This window comes from Variovorax atrisoli, assembly GCF_014195185.1.
Classification (GTDB): domain Bacteria; phylum Pseudomonadota; class Gammaproteobacteria; order Burkholderiales; family Burkholderiaceae_C; genus Variovorax; species Variovorax atrisoli.
In genome coordinates this window covers 337621-360706 of record NZ_JACIBG010000003.1, presented here as the reverse complement: position 1 = coordinate 360706, position 23086 = coordinate 337621, and the positions used below count along the sequence as shown (strand labels likewise).

Below are 23086 nucleotides of genomic sequence, written 5' to 3'. Positions count from 1 at the left end.
GCGCCTAGAAGCGCGCCTTGAGGAAGGCCGAGGGACCCTGCAGCTTGACCTTCAGGCGCGTATCGGCGAAGTCGTTGTTGCGTGTCAGGTCGATGTTCGTCACGCCATAGGCCAGCACCACGCCCACGTTCTTCACCGGGAACCACTCCACGCCCGCGGAAGCGTTGTAGATGTTGCCGTGGAAGCGGCCGCCGTTCTTCCATACGCCCGAGGCGTCGGCGAAGAGGCGCAGGTCGGGCGTGATGGCGTGGCGCACGCCGATCTCCAGCAGCGGCGCCACGGCGTTGTCGCTCGAACTCTGGCTCAGGGTGCCGATCTGGCCGTTCACGGAGGCCAGGGCGCTGGCGCCGAGCGTCGCGCGGTAGTAGGCGGCGCCGGCGCCGAGGCCGAGCACGGTGTTGCCCGAGCCGATCCACCATTTGTACGAGAGCTTCGCGAAGTCGAGCTTGGTGCTCAGGTCCGCATTGCCGAAGGTGTTGAGCGTGCCGAAGGGCCCGAGCGACGTGGTGTTGGCGACGCCGCCGGAGTAGTCGCGCTTGTAGCGGTAGTAGTCGAAGGAGATGCCCTGGCTGTCGCCCAGCAGCACGTCGGCCGAGATGCGCGGCATGGTGACGCGGCCGGGCTTGATGTCGCCCGTCTGCAATGCGCCGTACGCCGTGCCGAAGGATGCGCTGATCTTCGGGTCGGCGTTGAAGCCGCCCACCGAGAAGCTGAAGCGATCGAGCGCAGGGGAGGGGTCGGCGAAGGCAGGCGCGGCGGCAATGAGCAGCCCTGCGCCGAGCAGCACGGGGTGCCGGACGGACGGGAGAAGACGGGGACGAGGCAGCGGCATTGAAGAATCCTTGAAGAAACGGATGGGCGAAACTGGAACTGGATGGACCCCTCGGGCACGTCGTCGTGGCGGAACCGGAGCCGGGTGGCTGCGTCCTGTTGTGCGGTGCTTGAGGGCGAGGCTCCCTGAACAGGTGATACGTTAGAGGGCGACAAGGACTTCGCGGATGCGCGGAATGCCGCAGTGGTTGTAGGAATAGCTCTACGCCGCGACGGCGCGTTGCGCCCCTTGGCGGGCGCTAAAGTGCCGTCATGCGCCGACACCTCTCCACCACCACCGGTCCCCAACGTCTTTTCTATGGCGCCGCCGCGGGCGCGGCCGTCGCCGTTGCGCTCCTGCCGGTGCCCATGAGCGGCATGGCGCGGGGCCTGGCCGCCTGGTGCGCGGGCGTGGTGGTGCACCAGCTGCTCGCATGGTGGCTGGCCTGCACCTTCGACGCCAGGCGCACGCGCGAGCGCGCGCAGTCGCTGGACCAGCCGAACGTGTTGATCCTGGTGTCGATGCTGCTGGTCGTGGCGATGAGCGTGGTGGCCATCGCCATGCTGCTGCAGCAGGTGAAGGACCTCAGCGGCTGGGTGCGCGCGGCGCACATCGCGCTCGGGCTGGTGGCGCTCGTGGGCTCGTGGCTGACGATGCACACGATCTACGCCTTCCACTACGCGCACCGCTACTACATCGACCAGCGCGACGGCACGCCCGACGGCGGCCTCGACTTTCCGGGCAAGGACGACGCGCCCGACTACTTCGACTTTCTCTACTACTCCTACGTGATCGGCATGACCTCGCAGGTCTCCGACGTGCAGGCGACCTCTAAGGAGATGCGGCGCATCACGCTGCTGCACAGCATGCTGGCATTCGCCTTCAACATGCTGGTGCTGGCGCTTTCGGTGAACGTGGTCGCGGGCGCCGTGTAGGCGCCACGCGACGCGCCTTCAGGCTGGCGCCTTGCGCGGCCAGCCCGGCTTGACGATGCCGGTCGACAGCGCCACCCCGCAGACGATCACCACCGCGCACACCAGCATCCACTGTGTGATGCTCTCGCCCAGGAACACCGCGCCGTAGAACAGCGCGAACACCGGCACCAGGAAGGTCACCGTCAACGCGCGTGCCGGGCCGGCGCGCTCGATCAGGCGGAAGAACAGGATGTAGGCCACCCCGGTGCAGGCGATGCCCAGCGCCAGCAGCGCGAGCCATGCGCGCAGGCTGGGCATCTGCGTGGGCCAGAGCCAGAAGGCGGGCAGGGCCAGGAAGGCGGTGGCGCCGATCTGGCTGCCCGTGGCCGTAGTGAGCGCGGGCACGCCGCCCAGCCAGGCCCGCGTGGCGCTGGCGGAGATGCCGTAGCACAGGCAGGCGGCGAGGCAGGCGAGCACTGCGAAGAGCGCCGCATTGCCGCTGGCACCGGAATGCAGGCCGGCGTTGCGGCTCGCCAGCATCGCCACGCCCGCGAAACCGATCACCAGCCCCACCAGCCGCCAGTTCGCCGGCCGCTCGCGGAACCAGGCCCAGGCCACCAGCGCGCCGAACATCGGCGTGGTGGCGTTGAGCACTGCCGCGAGGCCGGTGTTGATGGTCAGCAGCGCGAAGCAGAAGAGCGCGAAGGGCATGCCCGAGTTGAAGACGCCGACCAGCATGCTGGCCTTCCAGTGCTTCGCAAGCGACGGCCCCTGCCCGCGCAGCAGTGCGATCGGCAGCAGGAACAGCGCGGCGATCGCCACCCGCACCGCGGCCGTCGGCAACGCGCCGAACTCGGCGGCGCCGATGCGCATGAAGAGAAAGGAGGCGCCCCACAGCGCCCCCAGCAGCACCAGGTCGATGAGCCAGGCGGTGGGCGGGAGGGCCTTGGCGGCGGGGGCGACGTTGTCGTTCTTCGTTGTGGTCATGCGTCCTCGGTCGTTCTTTCTTCTGTGCGCTCGCGCGTTCGCTCGTTCGGGCTCAGATCGCCTTTTCGAGCTGCAGCAACGCGGTCTTGCGTTCGAGCCCGCCAGCGTAACCGGTCAGCGAGCCGTCGGAGCCCAGCACGCGGTGGCAGGGCACGATCACGCTGATCGGATTGCGTCCCACGGCAGCACCCACCGCGCGCACCGCGGCCGGGTTGCCCACGTTGATGCTGAGCGCGCCGTAGCTCGTGGTGGCTCCGGCCGGAATGGCCAGCAGCTGCTGCCACACGCTCTGCTGGAACGCGGTGCCGTGCGAGAGGTCGAGCTTCATGTCGAAGCTGTCGCGCTTGCCGTCGAAGTAGTCGCGCAGCTGCGTGGCCGCCTCGACCAGCGCGGGATGGTCGTCCCTGGTGATCCAGCCGCTGGTGTCGGGCCAGTGGCGCTGCTGGTCGAACCAGACGCCGGCCAGGCCGTTGTCGGTGGCCGCCATCGTGACGCCGCCCAGCGGCGTGTCGATGTGCGAGGTGTAGATGACTTTGCTCTTGAACTTCATGACGCTTCAGGCTGCGACGCCTGCCGTTGTGATGAGGGGAGATCCGGACTCGGTGGCCGCAGGTGGCGAGGGCGAGCCCGCCAACGCCGGGGCCGGGGCGTGCCAGGCCCGCAGCACCGCGTAGCTGCGCCACGGCCGCCACGCCTGCGAGGCTTCGCTGGCAGCGCGGGCGGTGGTCACGCCCAGGGCCTTCTGCAGCGCGACGTCGCCGGCCGGAAAGGCGTCGGGCCAGCGCAGCGCGCGCATCGCGATGTACTGTGCAGTCCAGGCGCCGATGCCGGGCAGCTCCTGCAGCGCGGCGATGGTGGAGGGCACGTCGGCGCCGGCGTGCAGCGCCAGCCTGCCGGAGGCCACTTCGCGCGCGACGGCCTGCAGCGCCGTCTGCCGCTGCCGCACGATGCCGAGCCGGCCCAGCTCGTCGCCGCTCGCGGCCGCGATGGCCGCCGGCGTGGGAAAGAGCCGGTCCAGCCCCTCGACCGGCGTGGCCAGCGTTTCGCCGAAGGCCTGGACCAGCCGCGAGCCCAGTGTGCGCGCCGCGGCGACCGTGATCTGCTGGCCCAGCACCGCGCGCACCGCGAGCTCGAAGCCGTCGACCGCGCCGGGCACTCGAAGCCCGTCGCCGTGCGGAAAGGCCGCGTGCAGCGCCGCATTGATGGCCATCGGCTCCGCATCGAGGTCGAACAGGGCGCGGGCACGGCTGATGACGATGGGCAGCACGGCGGCCAGCGAATCGCTGACCGACAGCAGCATCTGCTCGCGTTGCAGGTCGAAGCGCAGCTGCAGCCACCCCGCGTGGGCCTGCGCGCCCTGCTGGATGCGCAGCGTGCGGGTCAGCTTCACGTAGTCGGGCATGCTGCCCTTGGCGGGTTCCTTGCCGTCGGCGGTGGAGACCATCTCCACGCCGCGCAGCGCGCGCCGTGCGAAGAAGCCCAGCATGGCGTTGGCGTCGTAGGGCGGTCGGAAGCCCAGGCGCACCTCGATCGCCTTGCCATGGCCGCCTGCGCTGCCGTTGTCCGCGCCGCCGCCGGCGCGCCGCAGCGCGCTCGGATTCAGGCCGTAGTGCTCCAGGAAGGCCGCGTTGAAGCGGCGCACGCTGGCGAAGCCGCTGGCCAGCGCGACCTGCGTCATCGGCAGGCGCGTGTCGGCGATGAGCTGCTTGGCGGCCAGCAGGCGGCGCGTCTGCAAGTACTGGAGGGGCGAGACGCCGAACTGCGATTCGAAGATGCGCCGCAGGTGGCGGTCGCTCACCCCCAGGCGCGCCGCGATCTGGGCCGCGCCGGGGCCGTCTTCGGACCAGGCGTCGGGCTCGTCGATCAGCCGCGCGGCCTGCTGCGCAAGGATGCGCGAGGCATCTTCGGTCGACCAGCTCGCCGCGCCCGAAGCGCGAGGGGCCAGCTCGGGGCGGCAGCGCAGGCAGGGGCGGAAGCCCGCGGCCTCGGCCTGTGCCGCATGGCGGAAGAACCGGCAGTTCTCGCGCCGCGGCAGCTTCACCCGGCAGACCGGGCGGCAGTAGATGCCGGTGGAGGTCACCGCGGTGAAGAAGGAGCCGTCGAAGCGCGCGTCGTGCGTCTTCATCGCCAGGTAGCAGGCGTCGCTCTCGAGCGCTTCGGTGGAGTGGTGGTCGGCAGGCATGGGGAAATGATACGGTTTCGACTCGTTTCAACTGGCCGTTTCCGGACATGTGGCCACCCGGGGCCTTGCCTACAATGCCCGGTTTACAAATCCGACAGGGAACGCCTCTCCATGCAGCTCAGCGCGTCGATCTTCAAGGCCTATGACATCCGCGGCATCGTGCCGGTCACACTCGATGCCGAGGTGGCGGAAGCGCTGGGCAGGGCCTTCGGCAGCGCGGCCCGCGCGGCGGGCGAGAAGTCGGTGGCGGTGGGGCGCGACGGCCGCCTGTCGGGCCCCGCGCTGGCCGAGGCGCTGATCAAGGGCCTGGTGGCCACGGGCATCGAGGTCATCGACGTGGGCGCCGTCACCACGCCCATGCTGTACTTCGCGGCCCACACGCTGTGCACGAGCGGCATCCAGGTCACCGGCAGCCACAACCCCAAGGACTACAACGGCTTCAAGATGGTGCTGGCCGGCCGTGCGATCTACGGCGACGAGATCCAGGCCCTGCGCAGGACCATGGAAGCCGGCACCGCGCAGCTCGCCCCGGGCGGCAGCGTGCGCAAGGTCGACGTGGCCCCGGCCTACATCGAGCGCATCGCTGGCGACATCAAGCTGGCGCGCCCGATGAAGATCGTGGTCGATTCGGGCAACGGCATCGCCGGCGCCTCGGCCCCGGCCATCTTCCGCGCCCTGGGCTGCGAGGTGACCGAGCTCTTCAGCGAGGTCGACGGCAACTTCCCCAACCACCACCCCGACCCGAGCAAGCCCGAGAACCTGAAGGACCTGATCGCCGCGCTGGCCGCGGGTGACGCCGAGCTGGGCCTGGCCTTCGACGGCGACGGCGACCGCCTGGGCATCGTCACTAAGGACGGCCAGAACATCTTCCCCGACCGCCAGATGCAGCTCTTTGCGCAGGACGTGCTCTCGCGCGTGCCCGGCGGCACCATCGTCTACGACGTGAAGTGCTCGCAGCGCCTGGGCCCGGCCATCGAGGCCGCGGGCGGCAAGCCGATGATCTTCAAGACCGGCCACTCGCTCATCAAGGCGAAGATGAAGGAAATCGACTCGCCCCTGGGCGGTGAGATGAGCGGCCACATCTTCTTCAAGGAGCGCTGGTTCGGCTTCGACGACGGCACCTACGCGGGCTGCCGCCTGCTCGAGATCCTGAGCAAGAGCCCCGACGCGAACGCCGTGCTCAACGCGCTGCCCACGAGCTTCTCGACGCCCGAGCTGAACGTGGCCTGCGCCGAGGGCGAGCCGCACGCGGTGGTCGACAAGCTGGTGAAGGGCGCGAACTTCGCCGCGCCCGCCAAGGTATCGACCATCGACGGGCTGCGCGTCGACTGGCCCGATGGCTTCGGGCTGATCCGCGCGTCGAACACCACGCCCGTGCTGGTGCTGCGCTTCGAAGGGCAGACCGATGCGGCGCTCAAGCGCATCGAGGCCGAGATGCTGGCCCTTCTGAGAACCGCCAAGCCCGACGCCAAGGTAGGCGAAGCGGCGCATTAGGATGACCCCCCGTCTTCGCGCACTCCGTGTCGCTGCGCCAACCCCCTTCCAGGGGGCGATACCACTGGCCCGGCAAAGCCGGCTCCAAGGTAGCGCTGGCGTGAAAGGCCGCGCGGGTCTCACGCGCTGTGGGTTCCGCAACGGTGTGGTCTTGGTGGGGAACTGAATCGTGCGTTCCCTGCTGCTGCGCCTCTACGGCGCCTTCACCACTGTCGTGCAACCGCTCGTGCGCCGCAAGCTGCGGCGCCGCGCGCAGGCCGAGCCGGGCTATGGCGTGGCGGTGGAGGAGCGCTTCGGCTACTACGACGAAGCCATCACCGGGCTTGCCCAGTGCTGGGTGCATGCGGTCTCGCTCGGCGAGACGCGCGCGGCCGCGATCCTGATCGCCGAGCTGCGCCGGCAGTACCCCGGCGTGCCGATCCTGCTCACGCACGGTACCGCCACCGGTCGCGAGGAAGGTGCCAAGCTGCTGGAGCCGGGCGACACGCAGGTCTGGCAGCCGTGGGACACGCCTGGCGCCGTGCGCCGCTTCCTCGACCGCTTCCAGCCGCGCATCGGCGTGCTGATGGAAACCGAGGTCTGGCCCGAGCTGACTGCCGCCTGCGCCGAACGCCGCATTCCGCTCGTGCTGGCCAATGCGCGCCTCAACGAGAAGTCGCTGGCAGCGGCGGAGCGCCTTGCATGGCTGGCGCGGCCCGCGTATTCGTCTCTCACGGCCGTGTGGGCGCAGACCGAGGCCGATGCACACCGGCTGGTGTCGCTCGGCGCCAAGGTGGCCGGCATCTACGGCAACCTGAAGTTCGACGCCACGCCCGATGCGCGCCAGCTCACCGCCGCTGCCTCGCTGCGCGAGCGCCTGCCCAAGCCGATGGTGGTGCTCGCAAGCTCGCGCGACGGCGAGGAGCGCATGCTGCTCGAAGTGCTCAAGCGTTTCGGCGCGACGTCACCGGTGCCGCCGGAGCAGGGCGCGATCCGCTCGATCGCCAAGCGCGTGCATGACGTGCAATGGATGATCGTGCCGCGCCATCCGCAGCGTTTCGACGAGGTCGCGGCGCTGATCGAGGCCGAGGGCTTCACGGTGGCGCGCCGCAGTGCGGCGGGCCAGCCGTCCGATGCCGAGATCTGGCTTGGCGATTCGCTGGGCGAGATGGCGCTCTATTACGGCCTGGCCGACGTGGCGTTGCTCGGCGGCAGCTTCGAGCCGCTGGGCGGGCAGAACCTGATCGAGCCGGCGGCCTGCGGCTGCCCGGTGGTCATGGGCCCGTCCACGTTCAACTTCGCCGAGGCAGCGCAGCTCTCGCTGGCCGCGGGCGCATCCCTGCGCGTCGAAGGCATGGAGCAGGCCGTCACTGCGGCGCTGAAGCTGGTCGAGAACCCCGAGCGCCGCGCCGCGATGGCGCAGGCCGCGCTGGCGTTCTCCTCGTCGAACCGCGGCGCGGCCGAGCGCACGGCGGCGGCAGTGCTGGCGATTGCGCAGGCGGCCGAGCCGGTGGACACGGTGAATGCGCCGCTGGACGGCGATCCGCAACAACCGCCGCGCGCGGAACCCACGCTGGATTGAATTGCCTCTGGCTCCTTCCCCCTCTGGGGGAAGGTTGGGATGGGGGCCAGTGCCCAACGAGCGCTGCGAATGGGTTAAAGCCACGGTGCCCCCACCCCGACCCTCCCCCGGGAGGGGAGGGAGAAAAATCCAACTGGCTCAGCGCACTGGCGGATTCACGATCACCGGCGGCACGGGCGCCGTCGGCATCGTCGGTGCGGGCGGATTGAACTGCGGCGTCTGCACCGGCGGGATCGCGGGGATGCTCGGCGGCGTCGCGGGCACAACGGGTGTCGTGGTCGTCGTGGTGCCGCGGTCGGGGCCGATGGCCGGCGGCACGGCCGGCACGCTGCCGCTGCTGGCCAGCGTCGCGTTGATCGCGTTCATGTCGTCCACGGTCAGCGTACCGTTGGCCTGGCGCAGCTTCAGGTTGCCCAGCAGCACGTTGTAGCGCGCCTGCGCGAGGTCGCGCTTGGTCTGGTAGAGCTGGCTCTGCGAGTTCAGCACGTCGATGTTGATGCGCACGCCCACCTGGTAGCCGAGCCGGTTGGCGTCGAGCGCGCTCTGGCTCGAGGCCTCGGCGGCTTCCAGCGCCTTCACCTGCCCCGCCCCCGAAACGAGCCCGAGGTAGGCCGCGCGCGTGGCCTGCGCCACGCTGCGGCGCGTGCCTTCGAGCACGCTGCGCGACTGGTCTTCGAGCGCCAGCGTTTCCTTGATGCGGTTCTCGGTGGCGAAGCCGGCGAACAGCGGCAGGTTGAAGGTGACGCCCACCGTGGCCGCGTTGACGCGCGTGCCCACGGTACTCGTGCTGGTTCCGGTCGGATTGCGCGTGACGTTGTAGCCCAGGTTGGCGTCCAGCGTGGGCTTGTGGCCGGCCTTGGCCTTCTCCACTTCGAGCCCGGCCACGTCCAGGCCCAGGCGGGCCTGCCGGATGGAGGGATGCGCCTCGTCGGCCTGCGAGACCCATGCGTTGATGTCTGCGGGCGTCGCCGTCGGCAGCACCACGGGCACGGCGAGCGGCACCGGCACGCTGCCGGGACGGCCGACCAGCTGGTCGAGCACCACCTTCTTCACCTGCAGGTCGTTCTCCGCGGCGATCTCCTGGGCGATCACCAGGTCGTAGCGGGCCTGGGCCTCGCGCGAATCGGTGATGGTGGAGGTGCCTACCTCGAAGTTGCGCTTGGCCGATGCAAGCTGCTCGGCCACGGCCACCTTCTGCGCGCGCACGAGCGCCAGGCTGTCCTGGCTCGCGAGCACGTCGAAGTAGGCCTGGCTCACGCGCACGATCAGGTCCTGCTCGGCGATGGTGAGCACCGCCTGGGCGATGTCGGCCTGGCGCTTGCCCTGCTCGTAGGTGGCCCAGTTCGCGGGCCGGTACAGCGGCTGGGTGGCGTTGATGCCGATGTTCTGCGTGTTGAAGTCGCGCGAGGCGGAGCTGCCCCGGCCGGTGCCGGTGAGGGTGTCGATGTCCAGGTCGCTGCGCGTGACGCCTGCGGTGAGGCCCACGGCGGGCAGGATGCCGGCCTTGGCCTGCGCGGCGCGCGCGATGCTGGCGTCGTACTGGGCCCGTGCGCCCTGGTACGTGGCGTCGAAGCCGCGGGCGGATTCGTAGAGTTCGTTCAGTGTCTGGGCCTGGGTCAGGGCCGGCGATGCGAGCAGGACTGCGAAGGTGGTTGCGAGTGCTGCGGAAAGAGGCGAAAGCCGGGGCCTGGAAGGCATTGAACGTCCTTGGGGGAAAGAATCAGTAGCGCGGGACCGTAGGGTCGTGCGACGACCAGGCGTCGATGCCGCCTGCCACGTTGGCGAGCTGGTCAAAGCCGTTCTGGTTCAGGAAGGCGGCCACGCGCTGGCTGCGCGCGCCGTGATGGCACAGGCATGCGATGCGTTGGCCGTCATTCAGCTCGGCCAGCCGCCCGGGGATCTCGTTCATCGGAATCGCCACCAGGGTGAAGCCCTGGGGCGTGACGCTAGCCGTCTGCAGCTCCCAGGGCTCGCGCACGTCGAGCAGCACGGGGGCTGCGTCGGCGTTCTGTGCGAACCAGGCGGCGAGGTCGGCGGGGCGGACTTGGTCGATCATGCTCGTGTCAACCGTCGGCTCAGAACGCGAAGCGCGAGGGCTCGGGGAAGTTCAGCAGGCGCGGGGCCATCGTGTCCCAGGGCTGGATGATGTCCCACTTGCTCTCGCTGGTGCGTGTGACGAAGTGGGCACGCATCATCGGCTCTTCGCCCACGATGGCCGAGAGGCGGCCGCCGACCTTCAGCGATCCGAGCAGGTTCTGCGGAATGCGCGCGACGGAGCCGCTGAGCACGATCACGTCGAAGCTGGGGCCGCTGGGCAGCGGCACGGAGCCGTCGGCATGGCGTACCTCGACGTTGGTCACGCCGTTGCGGCGCAGCGTCTCGGCGGCGCGGGCGGCCAGCACGGGGTTGATCTCCAGCGACAGCACCTGGGCGGCGCGGGCGCCCAGCAGGGCGGCCATGAAGCCGGAGCCGGTGCCGATCTCGAGCACGGTCTCGTGCTTCTTGATGTGCAGGTCCTGCAGCGTGCGGGCCTCGACCTTGGGCGACAGCATGATCTCGCCGGGCACGGAGCCGTCGAGCAGCGGCAGTTCCATGTCGAAGAACGAGAGGGTGCGGTGCGCTTCCGGCACGTAGTCCTCGCGGTGGATCTGGGCCAGCAGCTCGAGGATGTCGTTGTCGAGCACGTCCCAGGGGCGGATCTGCTGCTCGATCATGTTGAAGCGCAAGCGCTCGAGGGTGGGGGTGGGGTTCATGGCGTGGCTTTCCTTGTGGGCTCAGGACAAACCTTCAATTTTAGGTGCCGCCGGTGACACCACCGGTTCGGTCGGCCTTCCGGGGCGCACGCTGAGCCCGTTGATCACCACTTCGGCCTGGGTCGCCAGGTATTTTTCGGGGTCGAGCGCCGCGGCACCGTCGACGCAGACCATGGCCGAATGCTTCCAGAGCATGAGAAAGACCATGGGCGCGACCACCGAGTAGATGGCGTGGTCGATGTCCATGGGCGCGAACTCGCCGCTGTCGATGCCGCGCTGGAAGATGCGCCGCAGCAGCTCGTGGCCGGGCCGGACCACCTGCTCGCGATAGAACTCCGCGAGCCCGGGGAAATTGGCGCCTTCGCTCATCATGAGCTTGGTCAGCCCCGAGGCCTGGGTCTTGCCCACGCGCTCCCACCACACGTTCATGCAGTAGCGCAGCATGTCGGCGGTGGTGCCCTCGAAGGCCTCGAACTCTGCATTCCACTCGGTGAAACGGCCGCCGAGGTTCTCCATGACCACGGCCTTGAAGAGCTCTTCCTTGCTCGGGAAGTACAGGAAGAGGGTGCCCTTGGAAACCCCGGCGCGCGCCGCCACTTCCTCTGAGCGTGTCGCCGCAAAGCCTTTTTCCACGAAAAGATCGAGCGCGGCCGCCAGCAGTTCGCCGGGGCGCGCCTCCTTCCGGCGCTCGCGCTTGGCGCGCACCGGACAGATCTTGTCGACGAGGGAACGGGAGGGGGACATGTTATTAATGACTCGCGGGTTAGTAATGTAGTGACCGACATCCGTCACGTCAAGCCGCGACAATATCGGGTTCGTCTTTTCAACCTCCTCCGGAGCCGCACCATGTCCTCTTCATCGCCGACCACCGAAACCATCGTGCTGGGCGGGGGCTGCTTCTGGTGCACCGAAGCGGTCTTCGACCGGGTGCAGGGCGTGCTCGACGTCGAATCGGGCTATAGCAACGGCCAGGCCGTCAACCCGACCTACGAGCAGGTCTGCACCGGCCGCACCGGGCACGCCGAGGTGGTCAAGCTCGAATTCGACCCGGCGCAGATCAGCCTGCGAGACATCCTCGAGATCTTCTTCGTCGTGCACGACCCGACCACGCTCAACCGCCAGGGCAACGACGTCGGCACCCAGTACCGCAGCGGCATCTACTACATCGACGACGCCCAGAAGCAGGTGGCCCAGGACGTGATCCGCGAGATCGAGGCCAGCAAGACCTACTCCTCGCCCGTGGTCACCGAGGTGGCGCCGCTGGCCAACTACTCGACGGCCGAGGCCTATCACCAGGACTACTTCCTGAACCATCCGAACCAGGGCTACTGCGCCTTCGTCGTGGGCCCGAAGGTCGAGAAGTTCCAGAAGACCTTCGCATCGCGCGTCAAGGGCTGAAGGCCTGACGCGCCGAACGGCCCGAACCCGACCCCTTCCGTGCACCTCGCCATCCGACAGTCCAGACCCCGCTTGACCCGCGTGCTCGTGGTCGTGCTTGCGGTCGCGTTGTGGTTCGCGGGCACGCTGGGTCTGATGCACCGATCGCTGCACGTGCCGGGCCTGCCGGCCGCCGCGGCGCAGGCCGCGCAGATCGTCCACAAGCACACGGCTCATCACCTGGCCAGCCTGTTCGGCGATCACACCGATGCCGAGTGCCGGCTGTACGACCAGCTCTCCCACGGCTCGGCCATGCCCGGCGTGCCGCTGCTGGTGCTGCCGATGCTGCTGCCGTCGGCCACCTTCGCTTTCCTGCAGGGCGAGGCGCTCGCCCGCTGGGTCGCGCTCTTCGACGCGCGCGGCCCGCCTTCCACTCGCTGAATCCCCTTGTGTTCCGGCTGCTGCTGCACCCGCCTTGCGCGCGGTGGCGGCTGGTCGTTCCTTGATTCACCGAGTGTCCTTTTCATGACCCCCAATTTCCGTCGCAACGCCATCGGCGTTGCCGTTCTTTCGCTCGCCTCCTTCGCAAGCATGGCCCAGGCACAGGATCCCGCGCAGGTCCAGCAGGCCCAACCCGCCGATGCCGCGAGCCTGCGCGAGATCACCGTCACCGGCAATCCGCTGGGCGCCACCGACCTGATCGCGCCCACCACGGCGCTGTCGGGCGACAAGCTGCTGCTGCGTTCCCAATCGACCCTCGGCGAGACGCTGGACAACGTGCCGGGCGTGAGCAGCAGCTACTTCGGCCCCAACGCCAGCCGGCCGATCATCCGCGGCCAGGACGGCGACCGCATCCGTATCCTGCAGAACGGCGGCGCCGCGCCCGACGCCTCCGCGCTCAGCTACGACCATGCCGTGCCCGTCGATGCGCTGGTCACCGAGCGCATCGAGGTGCTGCGCGGCCCCTCGGCGCTGCAGTACGGCGGCAGCGCCGTGGGCGGCGTGGTCAACGTGATCGACAACCGCATTCCCTCCGAGCCCATCAACGGTTTCGGCGGCCGCGCCGACCTGGGCTATTCCACCGGCAACAAGGAGAAGAACGGCGGCGTGGTGCTCGAAGGCGGCAACGACCGCTTCGCGGTGCATGTCGATGCCTTCAACCGCGACTCCAAGGACGTCTCGGTGCCGATCACGCTCGAATGCAGCAAGCCCGGCTCGCCGTGGACGGCGCGCAAGATCTGCAACTCGGCCAACGAGGCCAGCGGCGGCGCGCTCGGCGGCACGCTGTTCTTCGACCAGGGCTACATCGGCGCCTCGGTCAGCAGCTACCGCAGCAAGTACGGCACGGTGGCCGAGGACGACGTGACCATCAACATGAAGTCCGACCGCTACGCGCTGGAAGGCGAGTGGCGGCCGGGCGGCTTCATCAGCAGCATCCACGCCAAGCTCAGCCACACCGACTACCGCCACACCGAGTTCGAGGGCGGCACGCCCGGCACCACCTTCTCGAACATGAGCAACGACCTGCGCATCGAGGCGCGCCACCAGAAGATCGGCAACTTCGAGGGCCTGGTCGGCTTCAGCAGCGAGACCAACCGCTTCGCCGCCGACGGCGAGGAGGCCTTCGCGCCGCACAGCCGCACGCGCTCGAACGCGTTCTTCCTGCACGAGGAATACGGCACTTCGTGGGGCCGCCTGAGCTTCGGCGCGCGCACCGAGCAGGTCCGTATCCGCTCGCTGGGCTATCCGGACGATCCGACGGTCACGCGCTTTGCCATCGGCGAGCGCACCTTCAACCCGCACAGCGCTGCATTCGGTGCGCTGGTCAACCTCGCGCCGCAGTGGCAGCTGACCTCGAACCTCGCCTATACCGAGCGCGCGCCCAAGGACTACGAGCTGCTGGCCAACGGCCCGCACGTGGCGACGGGTGCGTGGGAAGTGGGCGATCCGAACCTGAAGAAGGAGAAGTCCACCGGCTTCGACCTGGGCGCGCAATGGAAGTCGGGCCCCAACACCGCCCGCGTCAATGCCTACGTCACGCGCTTTCGCAACTACATCGGCCTGACCGCGACGGGGCGCAGCCTCGACGAGGAGGGCAACGTGGCCGAACCCGGCGCCGCCGACACGCTGGCCGAGTACGTCTACGGCGGCGTGCGCGCGCGCTTCACCGGCATCGAGGCCAACGGCAACCTGCGCCTGCTGGGCTCGGACGGCTTCGCACGCATGGACGATGCGGGCACGCTCGACCTGGAATGGCGCGGCGACATCGTGCGCGCCAAGAACCTCGACACCGGCGAGCCGCTGCCGCGCATCGCGCCGCTGCGCCTTGGGGCCACGCTGGCCTACAACAACGGCCCTTGGGGCGCGCGCTTCGGCTTCGACTACAACGCGGCGCAGCACCGCGTGCCCTCCGTGGGCGCGCGCGAGACGGATGCCTACACGCTGTGGAACGCCGCCATCACCTACCGCATGAAGGTGCAGCGCGCCAACCTCACCTGGTATGCGCGCATGGACAACATCACGAACAAGCTGGCCTACAGCCCGACTTCGATCCTGACGACGACCGTGTATCCGAACGCGCCGCTGCCGGGGCGCACGCTGAAGGTCGGTCTGCGCGTGACGTTCTGACCGGTGTTGTTTCTCCATCCCCCGCTGGGGGAGGGCAGGGGTGGGGGCAAGCGGCCCTTGATGGGAGCCTGGCTTCTGCAAGCGCGCCTGCCCCATCCCAACCTTCGCCCAGAGGGGGAAGGAGCAAGACAGCCGCACCCCTCGGCTATCCTCGCCGGGTGAATTCCTTCGTCATCTCCTCGCTCGTGCCCGTGGTCGTGCTGATCGCAGTGGGCTACCTGGCCGGCAAGCGGCGCTGGATCGGTGGCGGCGCGGTGAAGGACCTGTCTCACCTCATCTTCCTGCTGCTCGCGCCGGCGCTGCTGTTCCGCGCGATGAGCACGGTGCACGTGGAGCAACTGAGCCTCAAGCCGGTGGCGGCGTATTTCATCGCCTCCGGCCTGCTGTTCGCGGGCACGCTGGCGCTGCGCGGATTCAACCGCACGGCCGCGGTGATCGCGCTGGCCAACACCTACAGCAACACCGTGATGATCGGCATCGCGCTGATCGGCCTGGCCTACGGCGAGCCGGGCATGGTGGTGCTGCTCACGCTCATATCGCTGCATTCGCTGGTGCTGCTGACCAGCGCCACGGTGGTGCTGGAGCTGGCCGTGGCGCGCGAGCAAGCCAACACGCTCGGGGCGGCGGGCGCGGAGAAGCGCCCCTCCATGGCCCGCACAGTGATGCGCGCGCTGCGCAACGCCATCATCCACCCGGTGCCGCTGCCGATCATCGCGGGCCTGCTGTTCGCGCAGACCGGGCTGGTCATGCCCGAGGCCATCGACAAGCCGATCCAGCTGCTGGGCCAGGCATTCGGGCCGATCGCGCTGGTGATGGTGGGCATCACGCTCGCGCTCACGCCCATCGGGCGGCACTGGCGCGGCGCGCTGATGCAGGCGCTGGTGAAGAACCTGCTGCATCCGCTGCTGGTGGCCCTCATCGGCTGGCTGCTGGGCGTGCGCGGCATTCCGCTCACGGTGATGGTGGTGGCCGCGGCGCTGCCGATCGGCGCCAACGTGTTCCTGTTCTCGCAGCGCTACCGCACGGCGGAAGACCTGGTGACGGCCAGTGTCGCCGTCTCGACGGTGCTGGCGCTGGCCACGCTCACGCTCGTGATGATGTGCGTGCAGTGGCTGCCCTGAGTCCTACGGTCTCCTCCCCGTAGCTACCCGCGCACTTTCGCCTTAGCGCCTCCACGCGGCGCGCCTATGCCGTTCGGCAGGGTGGCCGTTTGGCGAGATGCTGCGCGGCCTTTGGCCCCCTACATTTGCCGGCTGATGATTCACCCGGTGCGCTCTTCGCCCCTTCTTGCTATGGCGGTGGTCGCGACGGTGATCGCGCTGCAAGGCCGACCCGCGCAGGCAGCGGAGACTGCCGCCGAGGCGCCCAAGCCTTGCCGCACGCCCTGCCTTTCGGCGAGCGTGCCGCGCGAGCCGAGCGAGCCCGCGGCCGCGGCGAAGGCGGACAGGGCGCCGAAGGCCGAGGAGGGGCCGTCGAAGCCGAAGCCGGTGGCGAAGGCACGACCGCAGCCCGCCGTGCCCGTGCCCGTGCCAGTGCCATCGCCGCCGCCGCCGGTGCAGCGCGAGGCCTCGGCGGCCGCAGCGCCGCGGCCCGCGCCTTCGAAGCGCTGCACCGAGATCAACATGCGCGCCGCCGTCGGCGAGCCGCTGTCGGACCAGGACATGAAGACATTGAGGAGCCAATGCTGATGACGACCACCATCCAACGAGCCCGCCTGGCGCTGCGCATGCTCGCGCTGTGCGCCGCCGCCGTGCTCGCCGCGGCCTGCGCGCACCGTCCCGCGACCGGCAACGCCATGCCCTTCGACCAGGCGGTGAACCAGGCGGTGGACGACCTGATGGTGCAGACCCAGAAGCTGCCGGCCTTCCTGGCCAAGGTGGAGTCGACGCTCACGCAGCGCCGCATCGTGATCGACCCGCTGCTCGAGGGCGCGAGCGGCCAGCAGACGGAGGTGACGCGCGTGGCCGAGCAGCGCATCGTCCAGCGCATGCAGGCGCAGTTCAAGCAGTTCACCGTCTCGCCATTCAACGCGACCGAGATCGGCAACGCGCAGTACGTGCTCAACGGCACGCTGGTGCGCGACAAGGACGCCTCTGGTGCACCCTACCGGCTGAACCTCGCGCTCACCGAGATCAAGAGCGGCGTGGTGATCGCGCAGTCGGTGACGCGCATCAGCGACGCCTCGCTCGACACACGCCCCACGCCCTTCTTCCGCGACAGCCCGGTGAACGGCAAGGACCGCGGCGTCGAGGGCTACATCCGCACCGCCGAGACCCAGCCCGGGCAGGCCGCAGACGCGCTCTACCTGGAGCGCCTGCCCACCGCCACCGTGCTGCAGGAAGCCACCGCCGCCTACGAGGCCGGCCGCATGAGCGAGGCGCTGAGCCGATACGAGGCCGCGTCGAAGCGGCCCGATGGCCAGCAACTGCGCATCTACAGCGGGCTGTACCTCACGCAATCGCAGCTCGGCCGCACGGCCGACGCCGAGAAGACCTTCGGCACCATCGCCCGGCTGGGGCTCGAAACCAACAACCTGAGCGTGAAGTTCCTGTTCAAGCCGGGCTCGACCGACTTCCTCGCCGATCCGAAGATCAGCGCCGCCTATCCGATGTGGCTGCGCCAGATCGCGCGGCAGGCGGCGCAGATCGATTCATGCGTGGTGGTCACGGGCCACACCAGCCGCACCGGCTCGGAAGCGGTGAACGAGCGGCTGTCGCTGCAGCGCGCGGCGAGCGTCAAGTCGAAGCTGGTGGGCGAGGCGCCGCCGCTGTCAAAGAAGCTGCGCGAATCGGGCATGGGCTTTCGCGAGAACATTGTCGGCACGGGCGCCGACGATGCGAGCGACGCGCTGGACCGGCGCGTCGAGTTCAAGGTCGTCGCTTGCGAGGCTTGATTCGGTCTCGGCTTGCGGGCAACACCTGCGGCCCGGCGAAGCCGGTTCCGCGGTAGTACTGGGCTCGCCCCCAGGCTTCGCGCACTTCGTGTCGCTTCGCCAACCCCCTTCCGGGGGCAACACCTGCGGCCCGGCGAAGCCGGTTCCGCAGTGTTCCTTGAATGATTGGTGGGATCAGGGAGCGAGGCGTTCGCGTACCCAGTTCGCGCCTTCGAGCCTGTAGCGCAGCCGGTCGTGCAGCCGGCTCTTGCGGCCCTGCCAGAACTCCCAGCGGTCGGGCACCAGCCGGTAGCCGCCCCAGTGCGGCGGGCGCGGCGGAGAGAGCAGGTGCTTGGCGGCGTAGAGGGCCGCGTTCTTCACCAGGACGTCGCGGCCGCTGATCACTTCGCTCTGCGGGCTGGCCCAGGCGCCGATGCGCGAGTCGAGCGGGCGGCTCGCGTAGTAGGCGTCGCTTTCCTCGGCGCCGGCCTTCTCGACGCGGCCCTCGATGCGCACCACGCGCTCCAGCTCGACCCAGTGGAACTGCAGCGACGCATACGGATTGCCCGCCAGCTCGCGGCCCTTGCGGCTCTCGTAGTTGGTGTACCAGACGATGCCGCGCGCGTCGTAGCCCTTGATGAGCACGATGCGGCTCGAAGGCCGCAGGTCGCTGCCGACGGTGCACAGCGTCATCGCGTTGGGTTCGGGCACCTGGCCCTCGACGGCCTCCGTGAGCCAGCGTTCGAACTGTTTCAGCGGATCGTCGGCGCTGCGGGTCTCGTCGAGCTCGGCGCGCTCGTAGCTCTTGCGCAGCGCGGCCAGCTCGTCTTTGGAAAGAGGAGAAGTCATGCCGGGATTGTTGCGCACATACTCGGACCATGACGACGCAGAAGGCGAATTCCCCGGCGGTGATCGTGCTGGCTTCCGGCCGCGGCGAGCGCTTCATCGCGGCCGGCGGCACCGGCTCCAAGCTCAGGGCGCTGCTGGCCGGAAGGCCGGTGCTGGAACGCACGCTCGACGCGGTGCGCGCCAGCGGACTGCCCTGGCACGTCGAAGACGCGGGGCATCCCGGCATGGGCGATTCGATCGCGGCCGCCGTTCGCGCCACAGCGCAAGCGCAGGGGTGGCTGATCCTGCCGGGCGACCTGCCGCTGGTTCGGCCGGGCACGCTTCAGGCCGTGGCAGCCGCGCTCGGCGGTGCGGTGAATGCCGTCCAGCCGCAATACCAGGGTGAGCGCGGCCATCCGGTGGGTTTCGCCGCGGTATGCGGCGCCCAGCTGGCGGCTCTGGAGGGACCCGCCGGCGCGGCCTCCGTGCTGCGGGCGATGCGCGCCGCCGGCTCGGTCGCCGATCTGACGGTGGACGACATGGGCGTGGTCACCGACATCGACACGCCCGAGGCCCTGGCGCGGGCCGAGGCGCTGTGGCTGGCGCGCGGAGGCGCCTAGCCTTTCTTCGTCTTTCCTGTCGCCCGATCAGGGCTTGCCGATCACCGCGCAGGCGATGCGCGGGCCGGAGTTGCCCGAGGGCTGGGTCGTGAAGTCGTCGGGATCGCGGTGCACCACCAGCGCACGGCCGATCACGCTGTTGGCGGCGCCGGGGGTGAGCGAGATCGAATGGTCTTCGAGGCTGAAGCGCGCCACGCCGCTGGAATCGGCCCGCAGGCTGGGCAGTTCGCCGGCATGGCTGCCCGGCGCGCCGAACTTGCCGTGCGTGCCGCCGGTCGGGTTGAAATGGCCGCCCGAGGCATTGCCGTTGTCGCCGCAGTCGCCCTTCTCGTGGATGTGGAAGCCGTGCTCGCTGCCCGGCACCAGGCCGCGCACCTCGCCGGCCACGCGCACGCCGTGGTCGAGGGCGGTGAAGGTCACCGTGCCGCGCGTCGGGTTGGGCGTGATCGCGGCGGTCGGCACCAGCTCGACCGCGGTGCTGGGCTTGCCACCCATGCTGCCGCAGGCGGCCAGGATGGCCGAGGCGAGGAGGGCGGAGCCGGTGGCGATGAGACGGCGTTGGTTCATGTGTTTTCCTTGTCGGGTCTGGAAGGTTGGGAGGAAGTCTTGTCCGCTGACCCCGGAACATATACCGGAGCCTGCGGCGTATCGCAATCAGCGGCGTTCTCCGGGGGAGGCTGCTCTTTCAGCTCCGCCAGCGCCACCAGGCGGGCCAGTGCGGCGTCGTGGATCGAGTGGCGCCGCAGTTCCATCAGGGTCTGCTGGGCATAGTCGAGCGAGCTGCCGTAGCGGCCGACCGCGTGGGCGAAGATGTGGCGGTAGCGCTCGTCGCTGAGCTCGCCGGTGAAGTTGGGGCTGCGCCGCGAAAGCGTGAACGCCAGCGCGCGCACGTCGCCTTCGGCGGTGCCGCAGCGCAGCCACCTGGGGTCGTACACGCCGGTGGGCATCTCGCGCAGCCAGAGCCGGCGCAGGGTTTCGAGGCCGTCCGCCCTGGGCACGCGGAACACCATGCCGCGGCAGCTGCCCCCGGAGAGCAGCCCGAAGACCAGCCCGGGCGTCTGCACGCTGCCCCGGTTCACGCGGCTCCACATCTTCAGCGCGCGGTGCCAGCCGTGCACCCAGGCCGGACGGCGTTCGGTGAAGCCGAATTCGGGCCGCCAGATGAGCGAGCCGTAGCCGAAGAGCCAGAGGTCGTCGCGTCCGCCCCAGTCGGCGATGGCGCGCTCCAGCATCGGCTGCGGGTCGCGCAGGGGCGCGGGCATGGGATCGAGCCCCGGCGGACCGGGGTTCGGCGCCGGCTCTGACACGGAAGTGCCGGAGCCGCCACCTACAATTTCCTGATCATGGTTCACCGCACCATTATTTACCGGCCCCTTTCCTATGGAGCAAGACCCCCGATGAGCGACGACGACAGCCAGCAGAACTTCATCCTCGGATTCGTCATGGCGTTGATCGCTTTGGTGATCCTGTTCGTGGTGGGCATCGTGATCTGGCACAAGGGGCACAACCCCGCGGCGGCGGCAGCGGCTGCAGCGGCCGCCGCGCAGGCTTCGGCGGCACCGCCGGTCGCGGTGATCGTGCCGGCCCAGCAGGGCAATGGCACCGCGGCGCCCAAGGTGGCCGAGGTCACCGAGACCGTCACCGTGGTCATCCCCGACGGTGCGAGCATCCGAGTGACCGACGGCGTGGTGAACTTCTATTTCGCCACCGGCAGCGCCGACCTCGCACCGGGCGCCGCCGAGGCCCTGGCTACCGTCATCAAGGGCGTGGAGAGCGGCCGCAAGGCGGTGATCTCGGGCTTCCACGACACCACCGGCGATGCCGCCATCAACGAGCAGCTCGCGAAGAAGCGTGCCGAGATGGTGCGCGACGTGCTCGTGGGCCTGGGCGTCCCGGCCGCCAAGGTCGACCTGCAGAAGCCCGCCGTCACGGCCGGCACGGGCAACAACGCCGAGGCGCGCCGCGTCGAGGTCAAGCTGGTCGACTGAGCGGGCGATCGAGCCTCTGCGCCCAGAAGAGGAAGCCCGGCCATGCCGGGCTTTTTCATGCGCGCTGGCCGGTGGAGGGCAAATAGGTAAATTCGTATTGCCATGCGCCCGGATTTCATCGGGCATTGGGGCCTGACTTGTTACCATGAGCCTCCAGGCCCGAAGTCGCCCGGGCGACAGCGGCCAGAGCCATCGACTCCCCATGAGCAGCAGCACCCACCCCACCGTACGCGACGTCACCGACCGCATCCGCGAGCGCAGCCAGGGGCTGCGCGGCGCCTACCTCGACCGCCTGGCCGAGATCCGCGGGCGCGACCGCGGCTCCGACCGCATGGGCTGCGCCAACGTGGCGCACGCCGTGGCCGGCATTCCGGCCAACGACAAGTTCCGCGTGGTCGCCGAGCGCGCGCCCAATATCGGCATCGTCACCGCCTACAACGACATGCTCTCGGCCCATGCGCCGTACCAGGGCTACCCCGACATCATCAAGAACGAGGCCCGCGGCCTCGGCGCCACCGCCCAGGTGGCCGGCGGCGTGCCGGCCATGTGCGACGGCGTGACCCAGGGCACGCCCGGCATGGAGCTGAGCCTCTTCAGCCGCGACGTCATCGCGATGAGCACCGCCGTCGCGCTCACGCACGACATGTTCGACGCGGCGCTCATGCTCGGCGTGTGCGACAAGATCGTGCCCGGGCTGCTGATCGGCGCGCTGCACTTCGGCCACCTGCCCACGGTGTTCGTGCCGGCCGGGCCGATGCCCTCGGGGCTTTCGAACGGCGCCAAGTCGAAGGTGCGCGAGCAGGCGGCGCAGGGCCTCGTGGGCCGCCAGGGCCTGCTCGAGGCCGAGATGGCCGCCTACCACACGCTCGGCACCTGCACCTTCTACGGCACCGCCAACAGCAACCAGATGCTGCTGGAAGCCATGGGCCTGCACGTGCCCGGCACGGCCTTCATCCAGCCCGGCGACGCGATGCGCGAGACGCTCACGCGGGAAGCCGTGCGCACGGTGCTGGGCAAGGCGGGCAATGCTCCCTTCGACTGCCCGCCGATCGGCGTGATAGTCGACGAGCGCTGCATCGTCAACGCCATGGTCGCGCTGCTCGCCACGGGCGGTTCCACCAACCACCTGATCCACTGGGTGGCCGTGGCGCGCGCCGCCGGCATCCTGATCGACTGGGACGACTTCTCGAAACTCTCCGACGTGGTGCCGCTGCTGACCCGCGTCTACCCCAACGGCAGCGCCGACGTCAACGAGTTCCAGGCCTCGGGTGGCCCCGGCTTCGTGATCGGGGAGCTGGTCGAGGCCGGTCTGATGCACGCCGACGTGCTGACGGTGCGTTCGGGCGGCATCCGCGAATTCGCGAACATTCCGTCGCTGGCGCAGCAGGCCGGCGAGCAAGGCAGCCAGCGCCTGCAATGGACTCCCGCCGCGCCGCTGAAGAACGAGGCCGTCACCCGGTCGGTCGACAACCCTTTCAGCGCCACAGGCGGTCTCAAGCTGCTGAGTGGCAACCTTGGCCGCAGCGTGATCAAGGTGTCGTCGGTGCCCGACGACCGCCACGTCATCGAGGCGCCTGCGCGCGTGTTCGACTCGCAGGCCGCGCTGCAGAAGGCCTTCACCGCCGGCGAGCTTGAGCGCGACGTGGTCTGCGTGGTGCGCTGGCAGGGTCCGCAGGCCAACGGCATGCCCGAGCTGCACAAGCTCACGCCGCCGCTGTCGGTGCTGCAGGGCAAGGGATTCCGCGTGGCGCTGGTCACCGACGGCCGCATGAGCGGCGCGTCGGGCAAGATCCCGGCCGCGATCCACGTTTCGCCGGAGGCCGCCGCCGGCGGGCCGCTGGCCAAGGTGCGCGACGGCGACCTGATCCGCCTCGACGCCGTCGCGGGTACGCTCGCCGTGTTGCTGCCCGAGGACGAATGGGCCGCCCGCGAGGTCGCCACCATGTCCGAGGCGCAGCGCATCGCCGACGGGCACGGCCTGGGCCGCGAGCTGTTCGCAGGCATGCGCCGCAATGCACTGGCCGCCGAGGAGGGCGCGTGCACCTGGCTGTGACCAGGGCTGTCCTCACAG

23 protein-coding genes are annotated in these 23086 nt (G+C 69.6%); 11 read left to right on the top strand and 12 right to left on the bottom strand.

Translation table 11 applies throughout. The features are described from left to right. Positions 1-4: 4 nt before the first annotated feature. A complete protein-coding gene (locus tag FHY06_RS12870) occupies positions 5-832 on the bottom strand; it encodes a hypothetical protein (protein ID WP_051127585.1) in 828 nt (275 codons plus the stop codon). A 251-nt stretch (positions 833-1083) separates the two neighbouring features. On the opposite strand from FHY06_RS12870, the gene FHY06_RS12865 reads away from it, so the two are divergent. Next, positions 1084-1746: a DUF1345 domain-containing protein gene (locus tag FHY06_RS12865; RefSeq protein ID WP_019654848.1), complete on the top strand. Its 663-nt coding sequence runs from the start codon at positions 1084-1086 to the stop codon at positions 1744-1746. A gap of 18 nt (positions 1747-1764) precedes the next feature. Here FHY06_RS12865 and FHY06_RS12860 read toward each other — a convergent pair whose 3' ends face one another. From FHY06_RS12860 to FHY06_RS12850, 3 genes are read right to left on the bottom strand one after another with little or no spacing between them, the layout of a single operon-like run. Beyond that, the gene (locus FHY06_RS12860) at positions 1765-2712 is read right to left on the bottom strand and encodes a DMT family transporter (RefSeq protein ID WP_019654849.1); all 948 of its coding nucleotides are present in this window, start codon (positions 2710-2712) and stop codon (positions 1765-1767) included. A 52-nt stretch (positions 2713-2764) separates the two neighbouring features. Then, positions 2765-3262 carry a methylated-DNA--[protein]-cysteine S-methyltransferase gene (locus tag FHY06_RS12855; protein ID WP_126185516.1) on the bottom strand — a complete coding sequence of 166 codons (498 nt, stop codon included), beginning with the start codon at positions 3260-3262 and terminating at the stop codon, positions 2765-2767. 6 nt (positions 3263-3268) lie between these two features. Beyond that, the gene (locus FHY06_RS12850; RefSeq protein WP_184605376.1) at positions 3269-4894 is read right to left on the bottom strand and encodes a DNA-3-methyladenine glycosylase 2 family protein; all 1626 of its coding nucleotides are present in this window, start codon (positions 4892-4894) and stop codon (positions 3269-3271) included. 111 nt (positions 4895-5005) lie between these two features. Between FHY06_RS12850 and FHY06_RS12845 the strand changes: the two genes are divergently transcribed. After that, the gene (locus tag FHY06_RS12845; protein WP_019654852.1) at positions 5006-6388 is read left to right on the top strand and encodes a phosphomannomutase/phosphoglucomutase; all 1383 of its coding nucleotides are present in this window, start codon (positions 5006-5008) and stop codon (positions 6386-6388) included. Between the two features lie 169 nt (positions 6389-6557). Then, a complete protein-coding gene (locus tag FHY06_RS12840) occupies positions 6558-7949 on the top strand; it encodes a 3-deoxy-D-manno-octulosonic acid transferase (protein WP_184605375.1) in 1392 nt (463 codons plus the stop codon). A gap of 138 nt (positions 7950-8087) precedes the next feature. Here FHY06_RS12840 and FHY06_RS12835 read toward each other — a convergent pair whose 3' ends face one another. From FHY06_RS12835 to FHY06_RS12820, 4 genes are read right to left on the bottom strand one after another with little or no spacing between them, the layout of a single operon-like run. Beyond that, on the bottom strand, positions 8088-9647 hold the full coding sequence (locus FHY06_RS12835; RefSeq protein WP_184605374.1) for a TolC family outer membrane protein: 1560 nt from the start codon (positions 9645-9647) through the stop codon (positions 8088-8090). 22 nt (positions 9648-9669) lie between these two features. Next, positions 9670-10005 carry a rhodanese-like domain-containing protein gene (locus tag FHY06_RS12830; protein ID WP_019654855.1) on the bottom strand — a complete coding sequence of 112 codons (336 nt, stop codon included), beginning with the start codon at positions 10003-10005 and terminating at the stop codon, positions 9670-9672. 19 nt (positions 10006-10024) lie between these two features. Beyond that, on the bottom strand, positions 10025-10702 hold the full coding sequence (locus FHY06_RS12825; protein ID WP_184605373.1) for a protein-L-isoaspartate O-methyltransferase family protein: 678 nt from the start codon (positions 10700-10702) through the stop codon (positions 10025-10027). Positions 10703-10723: 21 nt separating this feature from the next. Continuing rightward, positions 10724-11446 carry a TetR/AcrR family transcriptional regulator gene (locus tag FHY06_RS12820; protein ID WP_019654857.1) on the bottom strand — a complete coding sequence of 241 codons (723 nt, stop codon included), beginning with the start codon at positions 11444-11446 and terminating at the stop codon, positions 10724-10726. Between the two features lie 102 nt (positions 11447-11548). On the opposite strand from FHY06_RS12820, the gene msrA reads away from it, so the two are divergent. From msrA to FHY06_RS12800, 4 genes are all read left to right on the top strand, one after another. Beyond that, positions 11549-12100 carry a peptide-methionine (S)-S-oxide reductase MsrA gene (gene msrA / locus FHY06_RS12815; protein ID WP_184605372.1) on the top strand — a complete coding sequence of 184 codons (552 nt, stop codon included), beginning with the start codon at positions 11549-11551 and terminating at the stop codon, positions 12098-12100. 39 nt (positions 12101-12139) lie between these two features. Beyond that, entirely contained in the window at positions 12140-12520 is a 381-nt protein-coding gene (locus tag FHY06_RS12810) for a hypothetical protein (protein ID WP_184605371.1), read from the top strand. An 84-nt stretch (positions 12521-12604) separates the two neighbouring features. Further along, positions 12605-14707: a TonB-dependent receptor gene (locus FHY06_RS12805; protein ID WP_184605370.1), complete on the top strand. Its 2103-nt coding sequence runs from the start codon at positions 12605-12607 to the stop codon at positions 14705-14707. A gap of 158 nt (positions 14708-14865) precedes the next feature. Further along, positions 14866-15828 carry an AEC family transporter gene (locus tag FHY06_RS12800; RefSeq protein WP_184605369.1) on the top strand — a complete coding sequence of 321 codons (963 nt, stop codon included), beginning with the start codon at positions 14866-14868 and terminating at the stop codon, positions 15826-15828. A 140-nt stretch (positions 15829-15968) separates the two neighbouring features. Here the strand turns inward: FHY06_RS12800 and FHY06_RS12795 are convergent, their stop codons facing one another. After that, positions 15969-16370: a hypothetical protein gene (locus tag FHY06_RS12795; RefSeq protein WP_184605368.1), complete on the bottom strand. Its 402-nt coding sequence runs from the start codon at positions 16368-16370 to the stop codon at positions 15969-15971. Between the two features lie 18 nt (positions 16371-16388). On the opposite strand from FHY06_RS12795, the gene FHY06_RS12790 reads away from it, so the two are divergent. Further along, complete coding sequence (locus FHY06_RS12790) at positions 16389-17600, top strand: OmpA family protein (RefSeq protein ID WP_132797545.1); 1212 nt, start codon at positions 16389-16391, stop codon at positions 17598-17600. Positions 17601-17774: 174 nt separating this feature from the next. Here FHY06_RS12790 and pdxH read toward each other — a convergent pair whose 3' ends face one another. Continuing rightward, positions 17775-18428, bottom strand: coding sequence for a pyridoxamine 5'-phosphate oxidase (gene pdxH, locus FHY06_RS12785; RefSeq protein ID WP_020723081.1), 654 nt, complete (start codon positions 18426-18428; stop codon positions 17775-17777). A gap of 29 nt (positions 18429-18457) precedes the next feature. On the opposite strand from pdxH, the gene FHY06_RS12780 reads away from it, so the two are divergent. Beyond that, positions 18458-19027 carry a nucleotidyltransferase family protein gene (locus FHY06_RS12780; protein ID WP_184605367.1) on the top strand — a complete coding sequence of 190 codons (570 nt, stop codon included), beginning with the start codon at positions 18458-18460 and terminating at the stop codon, positions 19025-19027. A gap of 27 nt (positions 19028-19054) precedes the next feature. On the opposite strand, the gene FHY06_RS12775 is transcribed toward FHY06_RS12780, so the two are convergent. Next, positions 19055-19594, bottom strand: a complete 540-nt coding sequence (locus tag FHY06_RS12775) for a superoxide dismutase family protein (protein ID WP_019654866.1) — start codon at positions 19592-19594, stop codon at positions 19055-19057. Then, positions 19591-20289 (bottom strand): gamma-glutamylcyclotransferase, encoded by a 699-nt coding sequence (locus FHY06_RS12770; protein ID WP_126185527.1) that lies wholly within the window; start codon positions 20287-20289, stop codon positions 19591-19593. Before FHY06_RS12770 ends, FHY06_RS12775 begins: the two co-directional genes overlap by 4 nt. A gap of 135 nt (positions 20290-20424) precedes the next feature. Between FHY06_RS12770 and FHY06_RS12765 the strand changes: the two genes are divergently transcribed. Both FHY06_RS12765 and edd read left to right on the top strand, forming a co-directional pair. Further along, the gene (locus tag FHY06_RS12765; RefSeq protein ID WP_132797551.1) at positions 20425-21015 is read left to right on the top strand and encodes an OmpA family protein; all 591 of its coding nucleotides are present in this window, start codon (positions 20425-20427) and stop codon (positions 21013-21015) included. A 202-nt stretch (positions 21016-21217) separates the two neighbouring features. Then, positions 21218-23068, top strand: a complete 1851-nt coding sequence (gene edd / locus FHY06_RS12760) for a phosphogluconate dehydratase (RefSeq protein WP_184605366.1) — start codon at positions 21218-21220, stop codon at positions 23066-23068. Positions 23069-23086 lie beyond the last annotated feature (18 nt).

Excerpts from the sequence above, each read along its gene's own strand:
- FHY06_RS12870 (WP_051127585.1), bottom strand. The coding sequence starts at position 832 with ATGCCGCTGCCTCGTCCCCGTCTTCTCCCGTCCGTCCGGCACCCCGTG.
- FHY06_RS12865 (WP_019654848.1), top strand. The coding sequence starts at position 1,084 with ATGCGCCGACACCTCTCCACCACCACCGGTCCCCAACGTCTTTTCTAT.
- FHY06_RS12860 (WP_019654849.1), bottom strand. The coding sequence starts at position 2,712 with ATGACCACAACGAAGAACGACAACGTCGCCCCCGCCGCCAAGGCCCTC.
- FHY06_RS12855 (WP_126185516.1), bottom strand. The coding sequence starts at position 3,262 with ATGAAGTTCAAGAGCAAAGTCATCTACACCTCGCACATCGACACGCCG.
- FHY06_RS12850 (WP_184605376.1), bottom strand. The coding sequence starts at position 4,894 with ATGCCTGCCGACCACCACTCCACCGAAGCGCTCGAGAGCGACGCCTGC.
- FHY06_RS12845 (WP_019654852.1), top strand. The coding sequence starts at position 5,006 with ATGCAGCTCAGCGCGTCGATCTTCAAGGCCTATGACATCCGCGGCATC.
- FHY06_RS12835 (WP_184605374.1), bottom strand. The coding sequence starts at position 9,647 with ATGCCTTCCAGGCCCCGGCTTTCGCCTCTTTCCGCAGCACTCGCAACC.
- FHY06_RS12830 (WP_019654855.1), bottom strand. The coding sequence starts at position 10,005 with ATGATCGACCAAGTCCGCCCCGCCGACCTCGCCGCCTGGTTCGCACAG.
- FHY06_RS12825 (WP_184605373.1), bottom strand. The coding sequence starts at position 10,702 with ATGAACCCCACCCCCACCCTCGAGCGCTTGCGCTTCAACATGATCGAG.
- FHY06_RS12820 (WP_019654857.1), bottom strand. The coding sequence starts at position 11,446 with ATGTCCCCCTCCCGTTCCCTCGTCGACAAGATCTGTCCGGTGCGCGCC.
- msrA (WP_184605372.1), top strand. The coding sequence starts at position 11,549 with ATGTCCTCTTCATCGCCGACCACCGAAACCATCGTGCTGGGCGGGGGC.
- FHY06_RS12805 (WP_184605370.1), top strand. The coding sequence starts at position 12,605 with ATGACCCCCAATTTCCGTCGCAACGCCATCGGCGTTGCCGTTCTTTCG.
- FHY06_RS12795 (WP_184605368.1), bottom strand. The coding sequence starts at position 16,370 with ATGTCCTGGTCCGACAGCGGCTCGCCGACGGCGGCGCGCATGTTGATC.
- FHY06_RS12790 (WP_132797545.1), top strand. The coding sequence starts at position 16,389 with ATGCTGATGACGACCACCATCCAACGAGCCCGCCTGGCGCTGCGCATG.
- pdxH (WP_020723081.1), bottom strand. The coding sequence starts at position 18,428 with ATGACTTCTCCTCTTTCCAAAGACGAGCTGGCCGCGCTGCGCAAGAGC.
- FHY06_RS12780 (WP_184605367.1), top strand. The coding sequence starts at position 18,458 with ATGACGACGCAGAAGGCGAATTCCCCGGCGGTGATCGTGCTGGCTTCC.
- FHY06_RS12775 (WP_019654866.1), bottom strand. The coding sequence starts at position 19,594 with ATGAACCAACGCCGTCTCATCGCCACCGGCTCCGCCCTCCTCGCCTCG.
- FHY06_RS12770 (WP_126185527.1), bottom strand. The coding sequence starts at position 20,289 with ATGCCCGCGCCCCTGCGCGACCCGCAGCCGATGCTGGAGCGCGCCATC.
- FHY06_RS12765 (WP_132797551.1), top strand. The coding sequence starts at position 20,425 with ATGAGCGACGACGACAGCCAGCAGAACTTCATCCTCGGATTCGTCATG.
- edd (WP_184605366.1), top strand. The coding sequence starts at position 21,218 with ATGAGCAGCAGCACCCACCCCACCGTACGCGACGTCACCGACCGCATC.